The organism is Enterobacter cloacae complex sp. P27C (assembly GCF_014895705.1).
Classification (GTDB): domain Bacteria; phylum Pseudomonadota; class Gammaproteobacteria; order Enterobacterales; family Enterobacteriaceae; genus Enterobacter; species Enterobacter bugandensis.
On record NZ_JADBQB010000004.1, the window covers coordinates 109,806 to 132,190 of the forward strand.

The window sequence follows — 22,385 nt, forward strand, 5'->3', positions numbered from 1 at the left end:
ATAAAGGAGCCACCATGCACACCCGTAACCTGCTTGTCGCTTCACTCTCAATGCTCGCCACCGCCGCCATCGCCCAGACGCAATACGCCTGGGTGGGCACCTATAATCCGAACGGTGAAGGGCTGTACCGTTTTACCGTCGACCCGCAAACCGGCGCGCTGGACGATAAAACGCTGGTGAGCAAACTGCCGAACGCGGCGCAGTTGACCCTTTCGCAAGACGGTAAAACGCTGTATCTGGCAAGCGAAGTGGAGCAGGGCGTGGTGCAGGCGCTGCGCGTCGGCGATAACGGTGAGCTGAGCGAACTGAATCAGGTGTCCTCCGGCGGCGCCGGGCCGGTTTATCTTTCGCTAACGCCAAACGGCAAGCATCTGCTGGTGGCGAACTACGTCAGCGGATCGATTGCCGTTTTGCCCGTCAACGCGGACGGCAGCCTGGGTGACGCGACGGACAGACATCAGGACCAGGGCGAACCGGGCGCGGCGAAGCCGGAAGCGGCCGTTGAGGGCAGTTTCGCGATCAGCGATCACAACGGCCCGCATGCGCACATGATCGCCGCCGATCCGAGCGGGAAGCACGTTTTTTCCACCGATCTTGGGCTGGATCGTATCTATCAGTACCGCTTTGACGATCGAACCGGAAAGCTAACGCCGAACGATCCGCCGTTTATCAGCGCCTCTTCGAAAGGTGCCGGTCCGCGCCACTTCGTCTTTACGCCGAAAGGCGATGCCCTGTGGCTGATTAACGAAGAGGCCTCTACGCTCACCCATTATGCGCTGGACAGCAACGGCAGGCTGAAAGAGGGCAAAACGGTCTCTGCCCTGCCGGACGGTTACAAAGGCACCAGTTTTGCTGCCGGGCTGGCGCTAAGCGCCGATGGTAAACAGCTGTATGTGGCGAACCGTTTGCATAACAGCATCGGGCACTTTACCGTAACAGCGGAGGGCACGCTGACGCATCAGGAGGATGTCTGGACGCGCGGCGACTACCCGCGCACCCTGACGCTCGATCAGCAGGGCCGCTGGCTGTACGTCATGAACCAGCGCAGCGACAACATTACCCGTTTCCGCGTGGCGCCGGACGGCAAGCTGAGCGCCGAGCCAGACTATACCCCGGTCGGCAGCCCATCCCAGATGGTCATTTCACCCTGAGCAGTAAGAGGACAACGACGTGCGATTTCCGAACCAACGTTTAGCGCAACTTTTCGATCTGTTGCAAAACGAGACGCTGCCGCAGGACGAGCTGGCGCAGCGGCTGTCGGTCTCCACGCGAACCGTCCGCGCAGATATCACCGCCCTGAACGCGCTGCTGGCGAGCCACGGCGCGCAGTTTATTCTGAGCCGGGGTAACGGCTACCAGCTTAAAATTGACGATGCCGAGCGCTATCAGCAGCTGCAGGCATCGCACCCGCGTGCACTGCGTATTCCCCGAACGGGACCGGAGCGCGTGCACTATCTGGTGGTGCGTTTCCTGACGTCGGCGTTTTCACTTAAGCTTGAAGATCTGGCCGACGAGTGGTTTGTCAGCCGCGCCACCTTGCAGAGCGACATGGTGGAAGTGCGCGAGTGGTTCCAGCGCTATAACCTGACGCTGGAAACCCGCCCGCGCCACGGCATGAAGCTGTTTGGCAGCGAGATGTCGGTCCGCGCCTGCCTGACCGATCTTCTGTGGGAGCTGGCGCAGCAGGACAGCCTTAACCCGCTGGTGACGGAGGTCGCGCTCAACGCTGGGGTACCGGAGCAGATGGTGGTCGTGCTTCACGACGCGCTCACCCGCCATCACATTCGTCTGACCGACGAAGGCGAACTGTTCCTGCGCCTGTACTGCGCGGTGTCGGTGCGGCGCATCAGCGAGGGGTATCCGCTGCCGGAATTCCACGCGGAAGACGTGGAAGAGAACGTGCGCGAGGCGGCGAAGGATATCGCGGTGGCCATTCAGGAGCTGGCGGGCAAGGCGCTTGCGCCATCGGAAGAGAGCTGGCTGTGCGTCCACATCGCGGCGCGGCAGATTCAGGAGATTGCCCCCAGCGCGATTAACGCCGACGACGACGAAGCGCTGGTCAACTATATCCTGCGCTACATCAACACCCACTATAACTACAACCTGCTCAGCGACGCGCAGCTGCACGCCGATCTGCTCACGCACATCAAAACCATGATCACCCGCGTGCGCTATCAAATCATGATCCCCAATCCGCTGCTGGACAACATCAAGCAGCACTATCCGATGGCGTGGGATATGACCCTCGCGGCGGTGTCGAGCTGGGGGAAATACACGCCATATGCGATCAGCGAAAACGAGATTGGTTTTCTGGTGCTGCACATCGGCGTGGGGCTGGAGCGCCACTATAACATCGGCTACCAGCGCCAGCCGCGCGTGCTGCTGGTGTGCGACGCCGGTAATGCGATGGTGCGCATGATCGAGGCGGTGCTCCAGCGCAAATACCCGCAGATCGAGGTGACGCGCACGCTCACTCTGCGCGAGTACGAGCTGGCGGATGCCATCGGTGAAGACTTTGTCATCTCCACCGCCCGCGTGAGTGAAAAATCTAAACCGGTGGTGACGATCGCCCCGTTCCCGACCGATTATCAGTTAGAGCAGATCGGCAAGCTGGTGCTGGTGGACCGCACCCGCCCGTGGATGCTGGAGAAATATTTCGACGCGGCCCATTTCCGCATTCTCGACAAGCCTGTTGACCAGCAAACGCTGTTCCGCGAGCTGTGTGAACAGCTTGAGGCCGAAGGCTTTGTCGGCGCGGAGTTTCTGGATTCGGTCGTTGAGCGTGAAGCTATCGTCAGCACCATGCTCGGCGACGGTATCGCGCTGCCGCACTCCCTCGGCCTGCTGGCACAGAAAACGGTGGTCTATACGGTGCTGGCTCCGCAGGGTATTCAGTGGGGGGATGAAACGGCGCACGTCATCTTCCTGCTCGCCATCAGCAAAAGCGAGTACGAAGAGGCGATGGCGATTTACGACATCTTCGTCACTTTCCTGCGAGAACGCGCGATGACGCGCCTGTGCCAGTGCGAGGATTTTGCGGCGTTTAAGGCTGAGGCGATGGAGAGTTTGAGCCGGTTTTGAGGCCAGGCGGATAGAGGTTATCCGCCTTCATTCACCGCAAATGATGCACAACCTGGTTGCTGCTGCCGCGCCAGATCAGGGCCGGGTCTTTTAAATCCTGCACGAACTTGCCGTCCACCAGCACGTTAATTAAATCCACAACTTCCTTCTGAGCTGCATTCAGCTCATCCAGCTTATATCCCGTCCAGACCCAGATATCTTTTCCCGCGCACTCGCGGCGGATGCGCTTCACCAGCTTCAGGATCTCCGGCACGTTTTGCGGATGGAGCGGATCGCCGCCGGAGAGCGAAATCCCCTGGCGTTTGATGCGCGTGTCGTTCAGGTCGTTGATGATGCGGTCTTCCATTTCAGCGGTAAACGGCATGCCGGAATTTACGCGCCAGGTGCTTTTGTTGTAGCAGCCTGGGCACTCGTGAACGCAGCCTGAAACGAACAGGGTGCAGCGGGTGCCGGGGCCGTTGACAATATCGACGGGGTAGTACTGATGGTAGTTCATAGCGGTTAACCAAGCCGGGTACAGTGTGAGTGCGGATTGTAGGCCCGGCAAGCGTAGCGCCACCGGGCATAAATGTGGCAGTGGCTCAACCGATCTGCCCACTCCCCAGATGTTTCACCCGGCGCTTCACCTCTTCCTGCTTGCCGGCGTTAAACGGACGGGCATCCGGGCTGCCGAGATAGCCGCACACGCGGCGGGTCACGGAGACACGGGCTGCATCGTGGTTGCCGCATTTCGGGCAGGTAAAGCCTTTGCTCGTACACTCGAACTCACCGGTAAAGCCACACTCGTAGCATTCGTCGATTGGCGTATTGGTCCCGTAATACGGCACGTGCTGATAGCTATAATCCCACACGTCTTCCAGCGCCTTCAGGTTGTGCTGAATGTTCGGGTACTCGCCGTAGCAGATGAACCCGCCGCTGGCGATGGGCGGATAGGCCGCTTCGAAGTCGATCTTGTCGTACGGGTTTACCTTTTTCTCCACGTCGAGGTGGAAGCTGTTGGTGTAGTACCCTTTGTCGGTCACGCCTTCCACAATCCCGAACTCGGCGGTGTCCAGACGGCAGAAGCGGTCGCACAGGTTCTCGCTCGGCGTACTGTAGAGGCTAAACCCGTAGCCAGTTTCCTCTTTCCACTGGTCAACCGCGTCGCGCAGGCGCTGGACAATCGCAATGCCTTTTTCGCGCAGGGCCGCGCTGTCGTACATATGCGCGTCGCCAGACAGGGCGTTGATGGTTTCGTGGATGCCGATATAGCCCAGCGAAATCGACGCGCGGCCGTTTTTGAAGATCTCGGACACGTCGTCGTCCGCCTTCAGCCGCACGCCGCAGGCCCCTTCCATATAGAGGATGGGCGCCACGCGGGCTTTCACCCCTTCAAGGCGTGCGATACGGGTCATCAGCGCCTTACGCGCCAGCTGCAGGCGTTCATCCAGCAGTTTCCAGAATTCAGCTTCATTGCCTTTGGCCTCCAGCGCGATGCGCGGCAGGTTCAGGCTGATGACGCCCAGGTTGTTACGCCCGTCGTGGATCTGCTCGCCGTTTTCATCCTCGTACACCCCGAGGAAGCTGCGGCAGCCCATAGGCGTTTTAAACGAGCCGGTGACTTTTACCACCTGGTCGTAGTTCAGAATGTCCGGGTACATGCGCTTGCTCGCGCACTCCAGCGCCAGCTGTTTGATGTCGTAGTTCGGATCGCCAAACTTGTGGTTCAGGCCGTCGCGGATGGCGAACACCAGTTTCGGGAACACCGCGGTTTTGCGGTTCTTGCCGAGGCCGGAAATACGGTTGCGCAGAATGGACTGCTGGATCAGGCGTGATTCCCAGCTGGTGCCCAGGCCAAAACCGAAGGTCACAAACGGCGTCTGCCCGTTGGCGGTGTGCAGCGTGTTCACTTCATATTCCAGCGACTGGAACGCGTCGTAGCACTCTTTTTCGGTACGGGAGCGCGCATAGCCGTCCGCGTCCGGGATCTGCCACTCTTCGGCAGTTTTCCGATGCTTGTTGAAGCTCGCCGTCACGAACGGGGCCAGCACTTCGTCAATACGGTTAATGGTGGTCCCGCCATAAATGTGGCTCGCCACCTGAGCGATGATCTGTGCCGTTACCGCTGTCGCCGTGGAGATCGACTTAGGCGGTTCAATCTCGGCGTTACCCATTTTAAAGCCCTGGGTCAGCATGCCTTTCAGGTCGATCAGCATGCAGTTGAACATCGGGAAGAACGGCGAGTAATCGAGGTCGTGATAGTGGATCTCGCCGCGCTCGTGTGCCGAGACCACGTCGCGCGGCAGCAGATGCTGGCGGGCATAGTGTTTGGCGACGATACCGGCCAGCAGATCGCGCTGGGTCGGGATCACTTTGCTGTCTTTGTTGGCGTTTTCATTGAGCAGGGCAGAGTTGGTCTGCTCCACCAGGCCACGGATCTCCTGATTCAGACGACCGCGCTTCTCACGCTGCACGTCGCGATCGTGGCGATACTCAATGTAGGCGCGGGCTAACTGTTTGTAGGGGCCAGCCATCAGCTGGTTTTCAACCGCGGTCTGGATCTCGTTGATATCGACCTGGCTGCGTTCAGTCATCTGGCTGCTAACGACTTCTGCGACGGTGGCGCAGTAATCTGCGTCATCGACTCCCGCTGCTTTAGCTGCACGCAGAATGGCTTCCTGGATGCGCTCTGATTTAAACGGCACTTTACAGCCATCACGTTTCATCACATGCGGTGTCATGATCACTCCATTTTTAAAAACAGGTTATCCACAGAGGTGGAGAAGTATTCACCGGACGTATTCCCCGCCAGGCCAAAGACTTCCCCCGTTCCCAGCTCATGTTATCCACAATTCCGGCCAGCGTAAGCGCCGTCTTGTTGTTGGAATAGTAGACGATTAATACAAGATGTTGGGTCGGCGTGCATTTTAAGTTCTACATATAGTGATTTGCATCAAACAAGTTTGCGATTTATTTGACGCAGAACAAAGTAAAAAGACGAGAGTACAAACGGCGGGCGCTTCAGCCTTTGTAAAGACGCGAAGGAAAAATCTGATTAATTATTCAACAAAAACAAGCGCTCAACGTGGTACATGCTGAGCGCCGTTCGGTTAACTCACCGCGCAGGCCCAGCTCAATCCTGCCTGTAAAAAGGCTGCGGTAGCGATACTGCCCAGTATCACCGGAATGAGAAGGGAGCGGTCAGGGGCCGCATCCTGTTTTTGAGGTTCTTCAGCACTCAGGGCGGACATCGCCTCTTCCCGGGTGCGCGCCGCCAGAAGCTGCGCGCGCACTCGATCTTCTGTCAATAAACTGGTCAGCGTCGTCAGCAGTTGCATATGGGTACTGCCTGCTTCCGCGGGCGGAATGGCGAGCAGGAAAACCATTCTGACCTCTTCATCACCGTCCAGCCCCGGCCAGCGTATCGGGTCGTCAAAGAGTGCCAGACAAAACGCCGCCTGCTGCACCGCCTCGGTTTTACCGTGCGGAACGGCGAGCGCTTCACCCAGCGCGGTAGGGCCTTCGCTTTCGCGCTGTAACACGCTCTGGATGAATGTTTCTTCATCGCAGATGATTTTTCGCTTGGCGAGCGGTTCGGCGAGCCAGCGGATCAGCGCTTCAGGCGTACGGTGCGGCGGATTGATAAAAACCAGATCGGGGTGCGTCAATGCAAGCAAGTTCATATTAAGCCTCCATCAAAAAATCGCAGGTTGCGAAAGGGGGGATTGCCGTTACCGGCGGCACAGGCTCTTCCAGATAGTTGATCTGACGTAGCCCCGCCAGACTTTCCGGGACGGGAACCGGCTGCGTCCCGGCGTTAAACACCCGGACGACGGTGCCATTCGATCGTTGCGCATGGGGCAGGGCAGAAAGGACTAGCGGCTCCGGCAGGGTCAATAATGAGAATTGTGCCGGAAGCTGATGCTCGGGCAGACGCAACGCAAAGCGCTCAAGGCGGTGATCGAGCGTGTGTAACGATTGCCGTTGGTAGGTGAAGGGCTGTCCGGCCGCCTGATTTTCCAGCTGGCGAAGCGTGAGATGGTCGGCGTTGTCGGCCAGCGCGACGGTAAATGAAAAGTGCAGCGGTTTCAGTAACTGGGCGTCGGGGGTCTCAACCACCGTATTATTAATGCCGGACGCCCGGCCCGGTCGCCAGTCGAGATCGTTGCGCCCGAGCACGCCCGTCGCTTTAAATAACGTCAGGGCAATCGTCGCGGGTTCGCTGCCGATAATCTGAAATTCCTTCATACCGCGACTATTCACCACCAGCGCTTTGCCCGCTTCCGCGACAGCAATAATGCCTTCGGTGGTTTCGATATCCACGGGCATCTCGCGATAGCGCTCCTGCCAGTTTCCACTCTCACACCCCGTATCGCGCTGGATTATCGCGAAGGGCTGGGAGGCGATAGCGTGACGGGTGCGAATATCGCTGCCGATCAGTAAACGTAGCCGGTGATCGCAGTGGCTGTTTTCCAGCGAAGCCTCGACGTACAGGTTCGGATCGTCTTCGCGTAATGTACACTCCAGACGAATGGATAACGGCGTTCGGGCAGTATCCTGGCGTCCGGCGAGATCTGGCGGAAGAAACAGGGTGACTTCAACGATCAGCTTTTCGACAAGCGGCGTTTTCAGGCAGTCGACGAGCGTGAAATGGTCGCATCGCGTCGGCGTATCGCCCGCAAGCGGTGAGAAATCGTAGCTGTCGCCCGCATCCGCACAGTCTTCAAGGGTAAAGAACGAGGGGATGCATCTGCCACTGCGTTTGTCGTGCAGAGTTAGCGTTCCGTCGTCCAGCGTTAATCTGTACTGTGCATTCTCTATCTCGCTGCCCGTTGTCTGTTCAGGCTGCCGGAAAGGCGCCGGGTCATCTTCAACGTTAACGCTGAGATAGCCGACCGGCGGCAGAACCGGTGTTTTCACAGCAACGTGCCAGCGGTAATAAGGGGGAAGGGGCGTTTCACACTCGCCTTCGGCGTTAAGGGAGATCGCCGTTCCGCCGGGCAACACGTCTCTTTTCAGGACGTCGAAGGGGATGGCCTGCCCCTGATACATCAGGGCGATATTTTCAGCGCGGCTATAGAGAGTGGTTTTCACCACGCGCTGCGTTTGCGTGGCCAGCGGGTTAAAAATCAGCAGATCGCCTTCCCGAGCGCAGCCGGCGGCCAGCGTTTTTACCACCAGGTTCCACAGGCTGTGGCACAGCTGTTCGGTTTGCTCCAGTCGATGCAAAATATCGCGGTTGGTGGCATCGCTGTTACAGCCGCCGATGGAGTCATGGGCATGGCTTCGCAACAGCTTCTTCCAGAGCGTATCGACCACCGAGAGGTTGACCGGGAGCCCCTGATGACGCGCCATGGCGATTGTCGGCTCCAGCTGCCGCAGGATGAACTGCTCAACTGCATCATTTTTCTTTTTAATGTCGTAGCGCACGGAGCCGATCGTTTTATGGATGCGGGTGTAGCGCGGCGATTTCAGCTCTCCTTCCCAGAATTCAAACTGCTCACGCTGCGCGCGCAGAATGTCGACGTAGCGCTCCAGCGAACTGATGACGTAATGGTCCTCATCCGGGGAGCGTGCGCTGGCGACCTGCAGGATTTTCGGCAGCGCCGGGTCGATACTGACCTGATCGCCGCCGCAGGGCAGCAGCAGGTCATTTATTCCGGCCCGCGAGCGCAGGAGATTAACCATCGGGAAGATTTTTCCCTGCAAATGGCTCGCGTCTGAAGAGATGTTTTTAGCCGCGCCATAACCGAATGCCATCGCGCAGGCGATAACGGTCGCCCCTGACGGCGCGCGCCAGAGGAACTGGCTGCTTTTCGCCTGTCTGTCGTGATCGATGCCGCGCCAGAAGACGATGTTGTCGATATTGCAGCCCTGCAAAATCGTGGGCATCTGCGCATTGTGGCCGAAGGTATCCGGAAGATACCCAACCTGCATGGTGTGCCCCAGCTTACGGGCAGAGAAGATGCCGTATTTGAGGTTGCGGATAATGGATTCGCCATGCACGTTGTAGGTGTCCGTCTGGGTATACCACGGCCCCACAAAAATCCTTTTCGCTCTGACCAGCGTCTCCAGCCTGGTGCGATACTCGGGATTGATGGCGAGAAAGTCCTCTACCACCGCCATCTGTCCATCAAGGTGATAGCAGCTGTAAGCCGGGTCCTGCTCCAGCGTGTCGATGACGTCCGCAAAGTTATATGACGCCAGCACCATGCTGTCCTGACGGGTGAAATACCACTCCTGATCCCAGTGCGTATGGGCAATGACGTGGATCTGATTCATAACCTTCCCCTTAGCTGGCGTTCTTTGGGCTGACGTAAAGCACGCCCAGGGCGCAAATCAGTGCGCCAATAAAGACGCTCGCCAGGTAGCCCACCACGTTGGTTGCCAGCGGCCAGCCCCAGATGGCAGGCAGCGGCAGCGTCTGCTTCACGCCGAGTGCAATGGCGACCAGCGCGCCGGCGACGGCACCGGTCATGAACACCGGGATCAGACGTGGGTTTTTCAGGATGAACGGGATCGCGCCTTCGGAGATCCCAATCACGCCCAACAGCAACGAGGTACTCCCGACGGTTTTCTCTTCCCGGCTAAAAACATCCGGTAATCCAAAGCGGCCGTTGAGGAACGCGGCAAAGCCGACACCAATAGAGGGGATCACGATGGTGAGTTCGCGGGCGGTGAGATCAAACGTTTCGCTCATGCCATTCAGGCCGAGCGCGACTGAGCCTGCCGCCTTGTTGACCGGGCCGCCCAGGTCGAACGCGGTGCCTGCGGCGATCATCGCGGAATAGAATCCGCGCCCGGTGTCACCTGCCGAGGTAAAAAAGACCACCATCAGCTGGTTAAGCGAGCCAAAAATCGGGTTAATCAAATATTCCATGACCATCACCAGCGTAATGCCGGTGATCAGTGGGACGACCAGCATGGTCTTGATGGTGGTGAGCTGCTGGCGGACGTGAATGGAATCATTCAGCCAGCGCACCAGATAGCCCACAAAAAAGCCAATGCCGATCGCGCCGAAAAAGCCGGACGGCATAAAGCCTTCGATATCAAAGAAGCGCTTGTAGACCTCGTCTGACATGATGCCGCCGATAAGTCCGGGGATCAGCGCCGGTTTGCCGGCAATGGAAAACGCCAGATACATGGCGAAAACCGGATACATGAACTTAATGGTCATAAAGCCCACTTTATCCAGCACGCTGAACGGCGAATGGTCGATGTTAATAAACTGGCCGGTAATTTTGGCCGTTGCCATCATCAGCCCGCCCATGACCACCACCGGCAGCATATAGCTGATGGCCGCCATGATATGGCCGATAAAAATCTGGTAAGCCGAAGGCTGGAGTTCGTCTTCATGTACGACAGTCGTGACGTTTTTTTCCATGGCAAGCGCCTGACGCAGATAGCGATCGGTATGCTTGATCAGCTCTTGCGTGCGGGTCTGAAGGTGGGGAATGTTTTCAAAGCGCTCGGCATCCTGAATGGGGACGTCGGTTGCCAGAATAATGGCCGTGGCGGAGGCGATATCCTGCTTCGTTAAGCGGTTTTTAACGCCGTCGCTGCCCTGCGTTTCGACCTTAACCTCAATATTGTGCTCTTTAGCCCATGCAATAATTTTATTCGCCGCCATAAAGGTATGTGCAATGCCCGTCGGGCAGGCCGTTACCGCGACAACTTTCTGTTTCGTCATTGTCATAATTCCCTGGATGTGAAAACAGGGAAAGTATAAAGAGAACCTAAAACAGTTTTTAACGTTTGCTAATACTAATTACGTATCGCGATACGCGTAAATGCAATGTGTGAAGCGCCTTCCAGAGACTATTTCTCTGTTGTGTTAATATCATGCCGGGATTAAACAGGGTGTAATATATGAATTCATTCCAGGGAAGTGAACGCTTGATATTTGAATACATTCAGCATCACGCGTGTAATATTTCTAATATTTCGGCAAAAGAGATTGCCCGTGATACCTTTACAACGACAACATCCGTTAATCGTGTGTGTAAAAAAATGGGGTATAAAAGCTATACCGAGCTTCGGTATCGTTTTTTACGCGATCATTTTACCCCGGCGCCTGCAGTGCCCGACGCGGGTCCGCAGGCGGACGACATTGTGGCGGAGGTGTCCAGGCTGCTCATCCATTCCAGCCATATCTATCTGTACGCACGCGGCGCCTCGCTTACCAGCCTCAACTACCTGTCGCGCTTTTTATCGCTGGCGAGCCTGCCGCATCTTATTTTGAATGACATGCACCAGCTGACACGGGTATCGAAGGGGACGCTGGTGCTGATCAGCAAATCCGGGGAGACACAGTCGCTGATAGAAATGGCGCGAAACGCGCTGCGCAAGGGCTTAAAGATTATTGCAATTACCCGTCAGGGGGCGACGCTGGCGTCGATCTCAACGCTATGCTGGCCGTTATCGATCGACATTAACGCGGTATCGCTGTATCAGCGGGAGGGCCAGCTTGAACTGTTAAGCGCCGTGGACCGTATCGGCTGCAGGCTGCTGCAGCACGATACGGTGTAGTCAGGCCGTCAGAGCTGCTTCACTATCCCCAGACGTACGGCATAATCATTTTCATGGTTGCCGTCATTGTTGATATAGGTTTTATCCAGTGACACCAGCTCGACGTAAGGCGTCCAGCCATCGTCGAGCTGGTAGTTGAACGCAACGGTATGCTCCCAGTAGGTATCATCCCCGGTTCCCTGATCGACATTATCCTGCCAGCGGAAGCGCGGGTTGTAGGACATACCGAATTTGCCAATGTTGTACGCGAACCAAATGTCGAACTGGTGTGACTGGCGGCGGGTATAGCCGCTGCCGTCGAGTTCTTTGTCGCTGTGCGCGTCATTGACGGTGTTATAACGGTAACGGGCGGAAAGATTCAGACCGTTATCAAACGCTTTCCAGCCCTGAATGAAGGGGCGATAGTGGGTATTACTGGGGGTGAAAACCGTCACCATGCCAGGCGCAACGGCAAAGCCATTGCCCAGATTGAAGCGCCAGCGCGTTTCAATCTCCTGTGCCGCCTCCGTTAATCCTTTGTCATCGGGATTATTTCGGTCGGTATCACCAAAAAAGGTATCGTTGTGGTTTTGTGCAGCTTCAACGGAGAAGTAAAAACCGTTATCCGCCTGATGCATAACCTTAATACGTGAATCATTTACGTCAGAGCGCGTATTATGGCCAAAGCGAAGGTCGACGGACGTATTTCCGCACCATCCCTGTGTGCTCAATAATAATGCGCTAATACACGTTACTTTAATAATTGTCTTTTTCATCATGTCCTGCCGAGGTTATTTAATTGGCAGGGCTATTTTTATTTTCGGTACGCCGTGATGTAAAAGTTATCGTCGTACATTTAGCGTATCGCTAAACATAAAAAAAGGAGATACAGCATGCTGTATCTCCTGACGTTTATTCCTGCACCCACCAGATGGCTTCAAACGGGCGCAGTTGCAGCGTATCGGGACGAGAGGGGACGTCCTCATAGTTGCTGAGTGCGACCTGCCATGCGCCCTGTACCGGGTCCGGCTGCCACTGCTGGTGCTCTCGGCTCAGGTTCGCCACCACCATCAGCGTCTGGCCCTGCCACTGGCGGCGATAGCACCACAGGGAAGGGTGTTCCGGCAGGAGATCTTCATAATCTCCCCACGTCAGCACCGGGAGGGCTTTGCGCAGACGAATCAGCGACTGATAGGTGTAGAACACTGAATCCGGGTCGTCCAGCGCCGTACGGGCATTCACAGTTTCATAGTTATCGCAGACCCCAATCCACGGCTCGCCCTCGGTAAAGCCCGCATTGTGTGACGCGTCCCACTGCATTGGGGTTCGCCCGTTATCGCGGGATTTACTCGCCAGAATCGCCAGTAATTCATCCGGCTCACGGCCATTGGCCCGCAGTTCGGCGAACATGTTCAGGCTTTCCACGTCGCGGTAGTCGGTGATGCGGCTGAAGTGCGGGTTAGTCATGCCCAGCTCTTCACCCTGGTAGATATACGGCGTGCCCTGCATGCCGTGCAGCACCATGCCGAGCATCTTTGCAGCGTGAACGCGGTGTTCCCCTTCGTCGCCAAAGCGCGACACGATGCGCGGCTGGTCGTGGTTACACCAGAACAGCGCGTTCCAGGCTTTGTTGTGCATCCCCTGCTGCCAGTGGCGGAAAAGGGTTTTCAGCGCCACGAAGTCCGGCTTTGCCTTCGTCCACTTTTCGCCGCCGGGGTAGTCCACCTTCAGGTGGTGGAAGTTAAAGGTCATCGACAGCTCGCGCCCGTCGAGCGACGCGTACTGCTGGCAGTTCTCCAGCGAGGTTGACGACATCTCGCCCACCGTCATCAGGTTGCGCGGGGTGAAGACGTCGCGGCTCATCTCCTGGAGATATTCGTGGATGCGCGGGCCGTCAGTGTAGAAGCGGCGACCATCGCCAATGGTGTCGTCCGGGAAATCCTGATCTTTAGAGATGAGGTTAATCACGTCCAGACGCAAGCCGTCCACGCCGCGATCGGCCCAGAACTCGCATACCTTTTTCAGCTCGGCGCGCACCGCCGGGTTTTCCCAGTTGAGATCCGCCTGCTCGGGCGCGAAAAGGTGAAGATAATACTGCTCGCTCTCGGCGTGCCAGCGCCAGGCGTTGCCGCCAAACTTGGAGCGCCAGTTGTTGGGGAGCTGCTCCGGCGTGCCGTCGCGCCAGATGTAGAACTGGCGGTACGGGCTCTCTTTGTTCAGCGACTCGCGGAACCAGGCGTGCTGCGTGGAGGTATGGTTAAACACCATATCCAGCACGATGCGAATGCCGCGTTCGTGCGCTTCTGCAACCAGCTCGTCAAAGTCATCCAGCGTGCCAAAGGACGGGTCGATGGCGGTGTAATTCGCCACGTCGTAGCCGTTATCCACCTGCGGGGAAATATAAAACGGCGTCAGCCAGATGGCGTCGATGCCGAGGGTTTTCAGGTAATCCAGCCGCTGCGTCACGCCGCGCAGATCGCCGGTGCCGCTGCCGGTGGTGTCCTGAAAACTCTTTGGGTAAATCTGGTAGATGACGCCGTTCTGCCACCAGTGAGGAAGGGTATTCATAATGCGTTCCTGCAAATGCGAAGGGGCGCAACTGCGCCCCGAAAGATGAAGTTAAACAATCTGCAGCGTGCCCTGACGGAACTTACGCTGGTAAACCACGGTGGTGAGCGCCATGGGGACGATAATCGCCACCGCCATGGCCAGGGCAAACACTTGCCAGAAAGTAGGCTGGATGGAGAGGATCCCCGGCAGGCCGCCGACGCCAATCCCGTTCGCCATCACGCCGTTCAGGCCGCACAGCAGGCCCGCCAGGCCAGAGCCGATCATCGCGCAGAGCATCGGGAAGCGATACTTCAGGTTGATACCGTACATCGCCGGTTCGGTGACGCCGAGATAGGCGGAGATGGCCGCCGGAACGGAGATCTCACGCTCGTTGTGCTTACGGCTAACGATAATGATGCCGGTCACCGCAGAGGCCTGTGCGATGTTAGAGAGGGCGATAATCGGCCAGACCGGGGTACCGCCGAGGCTCTGGATCATCTGCATATCGATGGCCAGCGTGGTCTGGTGCACGCCGGTGATCACCAGCGGGGCATACAGGAAGCCAAACAGCGCGGCACCGATTGGCGCGAAGCTGCCGGTCATCAGATGACGCACCGCGAAGGCCACGCCGTCGCCGATCATGCGGCCAAACGGACCGATAAAAGCGTGCGCCAGGAAGACGGCCAGGATCAGCGAGCAGACCGGCACCACCACCAGGTAGAGGTAATCCGGCACGATGCGCTTCAGACGCGTCTCAATAAAGCCCAGCGCCAGACCCGCCAGCAGGGCCGGAATGACCTGCGCCTGATAGCCCACCTTGGCGATGGTAAACAGGCCGAAGTTCCACACTTCCGGCACCTGCTGACCAAGTAAGTAAGCGTTCATTAACTGCGGAGAGACCAGCGTGACGCCCAGTACGATACCGAGAATTGGCGTACCGCCCATCTTGCGCACCGCGGACCAGCAAATCCCCACCGGCAGATAGAAGAAGATCGCTTCGCCAATCAGCCACAGGAAGTCATAGATGCTTTGCAGCGCCGGGTACATCTGCGCCAGGGTTTTACCGTCGCTCATTGGCACATCGCCGATGACGTTACGGAAGCCCAAAATTAAGCCCCCGCTGATCAGCGCCGGCAGCAGCGGGAAGAAGATTTCTGCAAAGTGGGAAATCAGCTGCTCGTGCCACTTCATATTCTGGCGCGCCGCCTTCTTCGCCTGCTCTTTATCGGCAGAAGAGTGTCCGGTGGTCGCCAGCAGAGCCTGATAGTAATCGCCCACTTCGGTACCAATCACCACCTGGAACTGTCCGGCGTTGGTGAAGCAGCCTTTCACCATGGAAAGCTCTTCAATCGCCTTCGGGTTGGCCCTGGCCGGATCGTTCAGCACGAAGCGCAGGCGGGTAATGCAATGGCTGACGGTGGCGATGTTCTCGCGGCCGCCGACCAGGACGATCAGCCGATCGATATCTGCTTGTTTGACTTTACTCATCATGAAACCTCATGACAGATGTTGAGGGGGGTAATGACCTGAGCGCAAGCCTACTCCTTCAGCGTGACGGCGAAAATGGGAACGTTCCCGAAATCGGGCGAAGATCACAATAAACGATTCAGGGGGGTTATGAGAGACGGGCAGGAATAACGATCTGGCGCGGCTCGCTCCGCCCGTTGATCTGCTCGATCAGCTGCGCGGCGGCCTGTCTGCCGGACTCGGCGTAGCCCGGATCGACGGTGATAATTTCAGGGTGCAGGAACTTCATCAGCGGCGTGCTGCCGACGCTCGCCACCTGCAGGTTATCAATGCGCTGCTCCTGCAGATACTTGCTGGCACCCAGCGCAAGGGTGTCCGTGGCGCACACCAGCGCGGTGGTCTGCGGCGTCAGGACGCTGGCGACCTGCTCGTAGCCCTGCTTCATGCCCAGCCCCGGCAGGGAGGCCACGGCAGGGAGATTGTGCTTTTTGCAAAAGGCCAGATAGGCTTCGTGGCGGCGCTTGCCGGTGGTAACGTCCGCGTGCGGCACGCCCAGATAGCTGATGTGGCGGTGGCCTTCTTCGTACAGGCGCTGCATCAGGGTAATAATCGCCCCCTCATCGTCATAACAGACGGAGGCAAAGCCGTGGGCATCGCGCGCCAGCAGCACCAGAGACGGCTGCCAGTGTTTCAGCATCTCCTCGTCAATGCCGGTAAAACCAAACAGCACCACGCCGTCAATGTTACGGCGCTGGAGCATGCCGAGATGTTCTTCCACCAGCTGTGGCGAGAACTGGCTCTCCATCATGATCGGATCATAGCCCTGCTCGTAGAAGGCAGGCAGCATGGTCTGAACGGCGAGGTTTTCGGAGAGGGAATCCAGACGCGAAACGATGATCGCAACCACTTTATCGCTCTGCCCGCGCATGGCGCGCGCGGAGCGGGAAGGGGAAAAACCGTGCTGATTCATGACCGCCTCAACGCGCTCGCGGGTGCGTTCGCTGACGCCGCTTTCGTTGTTCAGCACGCGTGAGACGGTTGATTTCCCCACGCCGCTTAAACGCGCGATGTCTTTAATTGTAAGGCGGTTCTGCATGCTGTTTTCCCTGTAACAACGACAAAATGGTCAATTGAGCCTAATGCTATAGCGCGATTTCGCTATGGGCAAAGTCTGGTTTACGTACTGTTTATTTGCAGGCGCGTATAATACCGCCCGAATCGTCACAAAGGGTACGCTTAAATCTTTATACTGCGCGGCGACACCCTGTTTTTTTACTTACCGGAGGCTTTATGGATCCCGATCCCGCACCTCTCCTGAACGGGAGAATTTGTTCTTTCCGGTAAGCCAGCTTTTGCTGTCTCACCGGTAATGTGAGGCAGCAACGTCCCAAACGTTCCTGCTTGAAAAATTGAGTGCCTGACAGGTACGGCTTTGCCACGCCTGAAGGGAATGCTGCGTCCGCCTGGCGGATGCGGAGGAATGTCTATGTTTAAAAATATCACCCGGCAGCTGCAGGCGCTGCTGAGCCGCCATCTGCCACACCGTCTTGTTCAGCGCGATCCGCTGCCCAATGCCAAAAACATGGCGGGAGCGGCGATCCCGGCGTCCCTGACCGAACGCTGCCTGAACGTGGCGGCGATGGATGAAAACGAAGTCTGGCGCGCCTTTGGCGGCCATCCGGAAGGGCTGAACGCGTCTGAAGTGGAAAAAATCCGCGCCGTGCACGGCGATAACCAGATCCCGGCGCAGAAGCCCTCTCCGTGGTGGGTGCACCTGTGGCTCTGCTACCGCAACCCGTTCAACCTGCTGCTGACCGTACTCGGCATTATCTCTTACGCGACGGAAGATCTCTTTGCCGCGGGCGTGATTGCCCTGATGGTGGGTATCTCCACGCTGCTGAACTTCATTCAGGAAGCCCGCTCCACCAAAGCGGCGGACGCCCTGAAGGCGATGGTCAGCAACACCGCGACCGTCTCGCGCGTGATTAACGACCTCGGCGAAAACGCCTGGGTTGAGCTGCCCATTGACCAGCTGGTGCCGGGCGACCTGGTGAAGCTGGCGGCGGGAGACATGATCCCGGCGGATTTACGCATCATCCAGGCGCGGGATCTGTTCGTGGCGCAGGCCTCCCTGACTGGCGAGTCCCTGCCCGTTGAGAAGGTATCGCGCAGCCGCGACCCGCAGCAGATGAACCCGCTCGAGTGCGACACCCTGTGCTTTATGGGCACCACGGTGGTCAGCGGCACGGCGCAGGCAATTGTCACCGCCACCGGGGGCAACACCTGGTTTGGCCAGCTGGCCGGACGCGTCAGCGAGCAGGAGAGCGAGCCGAACGCCTTCCAGAAAGGGATTGGCCGCGTCAGCATGCTGCTGATCCGCTTTATGATGGTCATGACGCCGATTGTCCTGTTGATCAACGGCTACACCAAGGGCGACTGGTGGGAGGCGGCGCTGTTTGCGCTCTCCGTGGCCGTCGGCCTGACGCCGGAAATGCTGCCGATGATCGTTACCTCCACGCTGGCGCGCGGGGCGGTCAAACTCTCTAAACAAAAGGTGATCGTCAAGCACCTCGACGCCATCCAGAACTTTGGCGCGATGGACATCCTCTGCACCGATAAAACCGGCACCCTGACGCAGGACAAAATCGTGCTGGAGAACCACACCGACATCGCTGGTAAAACCAGCGAGCGCGTGCTCCACAGCGCGTGGCTGAACAGCCACTACCAGACCGGGCTGAAAAACCTGCTCGACGTGGCGGTGCTGGAAGGCGTGGACGAGGAGGCCGCCCGTACGCTCTCCGGCCGCTGGCAGAAGGTGGACGAAATCCCGTTCGACTTCGAGCGCCGCCGCATGTCGGTGGTGGTGAGCGAGCAGCCGGACGTGCACCAGCTGATCTGCAAAGGCGCGCTGCAGGAGATCCTGAACGTCTCCACGCAGGTGCGCCATAACGGGGAGATCGTGCCGCTGGACGACACCATGCTGCGCCGCATCAAGCGCGTCACCGACAACCTGAACCGTCAGGGGCTGCGCGTGGTGGCGGTGGCGAGCAAATTCCTGCCCGCGCGGGAGGGGGACTATCAGCGTATCGACGAATCCGATTTGATCCTCGAGGGTTACATCGCATTCCTCGATCCGCCGAAAGAGACCACCGCACCGGCGCTGAAGGCGCTGAAGGCGAGCGGCATCACCGTCAAAATTCTCACCGGTGACAGCGAGCTGGTGGCTGCCAAAGTGTGTCACGAAGTGGGGCTGGACGCGGGCGACGTGGTGGTCGGGAGCGACATTGAGCACCTCACCGACGACGAACTGGCGCAGCTTGCCCAGCGCACGACGCTGTTTGCCCGCCTGACGCCGATGCACAAAGAGCGCATTGTGACGCTGCTGCGTCGTGAAGGGCACGTGGTGGGCTTTATGGGCGACGGCATCAACGATGCGCCCGCGCTGCGTGCGGCGGACATTGGCATCTCCGTGGACGGCGCCGTGGATATCGCCCGTGAAGCGGCGGATATCATCCTGCTGGAAAAGAGCCTGATGGTGCTGGAGGAGGGCGTCATTGAAGGGCGCCGCACCTTCGCCAACATGCTCAAGTACATCAAAATGACCGCCAGCTCCAACTTCGGTAACGTCTTCAGCGTGCTGGTGGCGAGCGCGTTTCTGCCGTTCCTGCCGATGCTGCCGCTGCACCTGCTGATCCAGAACCTGATGTACGATGTCTCTCAGGTAGCGATCCCGTTTGATAACGTGGACGACGAGCAGATCCAGAAGCCGCAGCGCTGGAACCCCGCCGATCTGGGCCGCTTTATGCTGTTCTTTGGGCCGATCAGCTCCATCTTCGACATTCTGACCTTCTGCCTGATGTGGTTTGTGTTCCACGCCAACACCCCGGAACACCAGACGCTGTTCCAGTCCGGCTGGTTCGTGGTAGGGCTGCTGTCCCAGACGCTGATTGTGCATATGATCCGCACGCGCCGCATTCCGTTCATCCAGAGCCGTGCCGCGTGGCCGCTGATTGTGATGACGGGCATTGTGATGGCGCTGGGTATCGCGCTGCCGTTCTCACCGCTGGCAAGCTACCTGCAACTTCAGGCGCTGCCGCTGAGCTACTTCCCATGGCTGGTGGCGATCCTCGCGGGTTATATGGTGCTGACCCAGATGGTGAAAGGATTCTATGCGCGTCGATATGGGTGGCAGTAAGCTCATTTTGCCACAATCCAAACGTAGGCCGGGTAAGGCGAAGCCGCCACCCGGCATCTGGCTTTCCTCCCAAATTCAACAACCTGTGATCTCCGTTGGCGCATTCGCTTGACGACAATTTGTACGCATGTTAACAGAATGTTTTGCCTGTATTTGGCCCGTCAGATAAGGAACATTCATGTTACGGTACAGTCTCTTAACCGCCGGGCTTATGCTCGGCGCCTCCGCTTTTGCCGCGCCGGCAGGCGATCTTCCCCTGATGCCCTGGCCTGCGAAGGTTGAACGCCCGACGACGCAGGGCGCGCTGGTGCTTAACAATCAACTCTCCGTGAGCGTCAGCGGCGACGATCTGGGGGACGCGGTCAACCGCCTGCGCCAGCGCATTGCGCTGCAAACCGGCTGGACGCTACAGCCACAGGCCGAAAAACCTGACAAGCCGACCATCCGTATCGCCATCGCTAAAAAGGTGAAGCCGCAGCCGCTGCCGGACAGCGATGAGAGCTACAAACTCATAGTGGATGCCAACGGCGTGAACATCTCCGCTAACACCCGCTTTGGCGCATTGCGCGCAATGGAAACCTTGCTCCAGCTGATGCAGAACGGTGCCGAAAACACCTCGATTCCGTGGGTAACCATCGAAGATTCGCCGCGCTTCCCGTGGCGCGGGCTGCTGCTCGATTCGGCGCGCCATTTCATCCCGTTACCCGATATCAAACGCCAGATCGACGGTATGGCCGCGGCTAAGCTCAACGTCCTGCACTGGCATCTGACTGACGATCAGGGCTGGCGCTTTACCTCGAAGCGTTATCCAAAATTAACCCAGCTTGCCAGCGACGGGCTGTTCTACACCCCTGAGCAGATGCGCGAGATTGTGCGTTACGCTGCCGAACGCGGCATACGCGTGGTGCCGGAAATCGATATGCCGGGCCACGCCTCAGCGATTGCCGTCGCCTATCCAGAACTGATGAGCGCGCCGGGGCCGTACGCTATGGAGCGCCACTGGGGCGTGCTGAAGCCGGTGCTGGATCCCATCAAAGAGGCGACCTACACCTTCGCCGACGCGATGGTCAGCGAACTGGCGGCGATCTTCCCCGATCCGTATCTGCATATCGGCGGCGATGAGGTGGACGACAGCCAGTGGAAGGCAAACGCGGCGATCCAGAGATTTATGCGCGACAACAAACTGGCGGACAGCCACGCGCTGCAGGCGTATTTCAACCGCAAGCTGGAGACGATCCTTGAGAAGCACCACCGGCAGATGGTCGGCTGGGATGAGATCTACCATCCCGATCTGCCGAAAAGCATTCTGATCCAGTCCTGGCAGGGACAGGACGCGCTGGGGCAGGTGGCGCAGAACGGCTATAAGGGCATTCTCTCAACCGGCTTCTACCTCGACCAGCCCCAGTCCACCGCCTATCACTACCGCAACGAAATCGTGCCGCAGGGGCTGAGTGGCGTGGACGTGATAGCGGACACCGACAGCGCCCAGAGCTGGGCTTTCTCCATGCCGCGCCTGAAGGGCAAGCCGGTGGAAGGCAGCTTTACGCTGGTGAAAGGCGACGCCGGGTGGCGCGGATTTATTGATTTTGCCGGGAAATCGCGTCGGGCGGTGAATAACATTCAGTGGCGCGACGACAACCAGGTGACCTTTACCGTCGACACCTGGATGGGTGAAACGCGCCCGGTGGTCAACGTTGATAACGACAAACTCACCGGCTATTTCCTGGTGGGAAACACCCGCTACCCGATTAGCGGCGCGCGTCTGGACGACGTGCCGAAAGGTACCCCTCCGGTCGTGCCGGACGTGGCGAATCAGGCCAACCTGCTCGGCGGCGAAGCCGCGCTGTGGGCGGAAAACGTGGTCGCGCCGGTGCTGGACATCCGCCTGTGGCCGCGCGCCTTTGCGGTGGCGGAGCGGCTGTGGTCCGCGCAGGACGTCAACGACGTCGATAACATGTATACCCGCCTGCAGGCGATGGACAGCTGGTCGACGGTGTCCGTCGGGCTGCAGCAGCATACCCAGCAGCAGGTGCAGTTCACGCGCCTCGCTAACAATGCCGACACACTGCCGCTGCAAATCCTCGCCCAGGCGCTCGAGCCGGCCCAGTATTACACCCGCCAGCACCTGAAGTTCCAGGCCGGAAACTACCATCAGTTTGAGCCGCTTAACAGACTTGCAGATGCGCTGAACGCCGAAAGCGCTACCGTGCGCCAGATGCACAAGTGGGCGGACCGCCTGGTGAGCGACGCGGAAGACACGGAGAGCGCCGAGGCGCTGCGCCACGTCTTTAACCGCTGGCAGAACAACACCAGCGATGTGCTGGCCTTGAGCGAAAACAGCTATCAGCTGAAGGCCATTAAGCCGGTCATTCTGGAGGTGGATAAGCTGGCCTCGATTGGCCTGAGGCTGACGGATCTGGTGGCGCGTCAGGGGACGCTGGACGACAAAGAGATCGCGTCGATCCAGAGCGAGCTGGACAGCGCGGCGAAGGTGCAGGATGAGGTGGTGATTGCGGCGGTCTATCCGCTGGAGACGCTGCTACGCGCCACGCGAAATCAGTAACACGCATGCCCGGTGGCGCTGCGCTTACCGGGCCTACGTGGT

At 58.4% G+C, this 22,385-nt stretch carries 14 protein-coding genes; 5 read left to right on the plus strand and 9 right to left on the minus strand.

The features are described from left to right. Positions 1 to 14: 14 nt before the first annotated feature. Together IM291_RS09295 and IM291_RS09300 are read left to right on the plus strand one after the other, a co-directional pair. Positions 15 to 1,151, plus strand: coding sequence for a lactonase family protein (locus IM291_RS09295; protein WP_048999488.1), 1,137 nt, complete (start codon positions 15 to 17; stop codon positions 1,149 to 1,151). A 19-nt stretch (positions 1,152 to 1,170) separates the two neighbouring features. Then, positions 1,171 to 3,081: a transcription antiterminator gene (locus IM291_RS09300; protein ID WP_048999489.1), complete on the plus strand. Its 1,911-nt coding sequence runs from the start codon at positions 1,171 to 1,173 to the stop codon at positions 3,079 to 3,081. A 31-nt stretch (positions 3,082 to 3,112) separates the two neighbouring features. Here IM291_RS09300 and nrdG read toward each other — a convergent pair whose 3' ends face one another. The 5 genes from nrdG to IM291_RS09325 all read right to left on the minus strand — a co-directional run bounded on the left by nrdG (position 3,113) and on the right by IM291_RS09325 (position 10,750). Beyond that, positions 3,113 to 3,577, minus strand: coding sequence for an anaerobic ribonucleoside-triphosphate reductase-activating protein (gene nrdG / locus IM291_RS09305; RefSeq protein WP_048999490.1), 465 nt, complete (start codon positions 3,575 to 3,577; stop codon positions 3,113 to 3,115). A gap of 85 nt (positions 3,578 to 3,662) precedes the next feature. Beyond that, positions 3,663 to 5,801: an anaerobic ribonucleoside-triphosphate reductase gene (gene nrdD, locus IM291_RS09310; RefSeq protein WP_192986701.1), complete on the minus strand. Its 2,139-nt coding sequence runs from the start codon at positions 5,799 to 5,801 to the stop codon at positions 3,663 to 3,665. A gap of 369 nt (positions 5,802 to 6,170) precedes the next feature. Next, positions 6,171 to 6,743 carry a fructose PTS transporter subunit IIA gene (locus tag IM291_RS09315; protein ID WP_192986702.1) on the minus strand — a complete coding sequence of 191 codons (573 nt, stop codon included), beginning with the start codon at positions 6,741 to 6,743 and terminating at the stop codon, positions 6,171 to 6,173. Position 6,744: 1 nt separating this feature from the next. Then, the gene (locus IM291_RS09320) at positions 6,745 to 9,342 is read right to left on the minus strand and encodes a glycoside hydrolase family 38 C-terminal domain-containing protein (RefSeq protein ID WP_192972023.1); all 2,598 of its coding nucleotides are present in this window, start codon (positions 9,340 to 9,342) and stop codon (positions 6,745 to 6,747) included. 10 nt (positions 9,343 to 9,352) lie between these two features. Continuing rightward, positions 9,353 to 10,750, minus strand: a complete 1,398-nt coding sequence (locus tag IM291_RS09325) for a PTS fructose transporter subunit IIC (protein WP_192986704.1) — start codon at positions 10,748 to 10,750, stop codon at positions 9,353 to 9,355. A gap of 179 nt (positions 10,751 to 10,929) precedes the next feature. Between IM291_RS09325 and IM291_RS09330 the strand changes: the two genes are divergently transcribed. Then, on the plus strand, positions 10,930 to 11,589 hold the full coding sequence (locus IM291_RS09330; protein ID WP_041911449.1) for a MurR/RpiR family transcriptional regulator: 660 nt from the start codon (positions 10,930 to 10,932) through the stop codon (positions 11,587 to 11,589). 8 nt (positions 11,590 to 11,597) lie between these two features. Here the strand turns inward: IM291_RS09330 and IM291_RS09335 are convergent, their stop codons facing one another. From IM291_RS09335 to treR, 4 genes are all read right to left on the minus strand, one after another. Then, positions 11,598 to 12,344 (minus strand): oligogalacturonate-specific porin KdgM family protein, encoded by a 747-nt coding sequence (locus tag IM291_RS09335; RefSeq protein ID WP_045259644.1) that lies wholly within the window; start codon positions 12,342 to 12,344, stop codon positions 11,598 to 11,600. Positions 12,345 to 12,480: 136 nt separating this feature from the next. Continuing rightward, positions 12,481 to 14,136, minus strand: a complete 1,656-nt coding sequence (treC, locus tag IM291_RS09340; RefSeq protein ID WP_192972025.1) for an alpha,alpha-phosphotrehalase — start codon at positions 14,134 to 14,136, stop codon at positions 12,481 to 12,483. A gap of 51 nt (positions 14,137 to 14,187) precedes the next feature. Continuing rightward, entirely contained in the window at positions 14,188 to 15,606 is a 1,419-nt protein-coding gene (gene treB / locus IM291_RS09345; RefSeq protein WP_028015311.1) for a PTS trehalose transporter subunit IIBC, read from the minus strand. Between the two features lie 127 nt (positions 15,607 to 15,733). Next, entirely contained in the window at positions 15,734 to 16,681 is a 948-nt protein-coding gene (gene treR, locus IM291_RS09350) for a trehalose operon repressor TreR (protein WP_028015312.1), read from the minus strand. A 390-nt stretch (positions 16,682 to 17,071) separates the two neighbouring features. On the opposite strand from treR, the gene mgtA reads away from it, so the two are divergent. Together mgtA and IM291_RS09360 are read left to right on the plus strand one after the other, a co-directional pair. Next, a complete protein-coding gene (mgtA, locus tag IM291_RS09355) occupies positions 17,072 to 19,780 on the plus strand; it encodes a magnesium-translocating P-type ATPase (protein ID WP_048957647.1) in 2,709 nt (902 codons plus the stop codon). A gap of 178 nt (positions 19,781 to 19,958) precedes the next feature. Continuing rightward, positions 19,959 to 22,343, plus strand: coding sequence for a beta-N-acetylhexosaminidase (locus IM291_RS09360; RefSeq protein ID WP_192986706.1), 2,385 nt, complete (start codon positions 19,959 to 19,961; stop codon positions 22,341 to 22,343). Positions 22,344 to 22,385 lie beyond the last annotated feature (42 nt).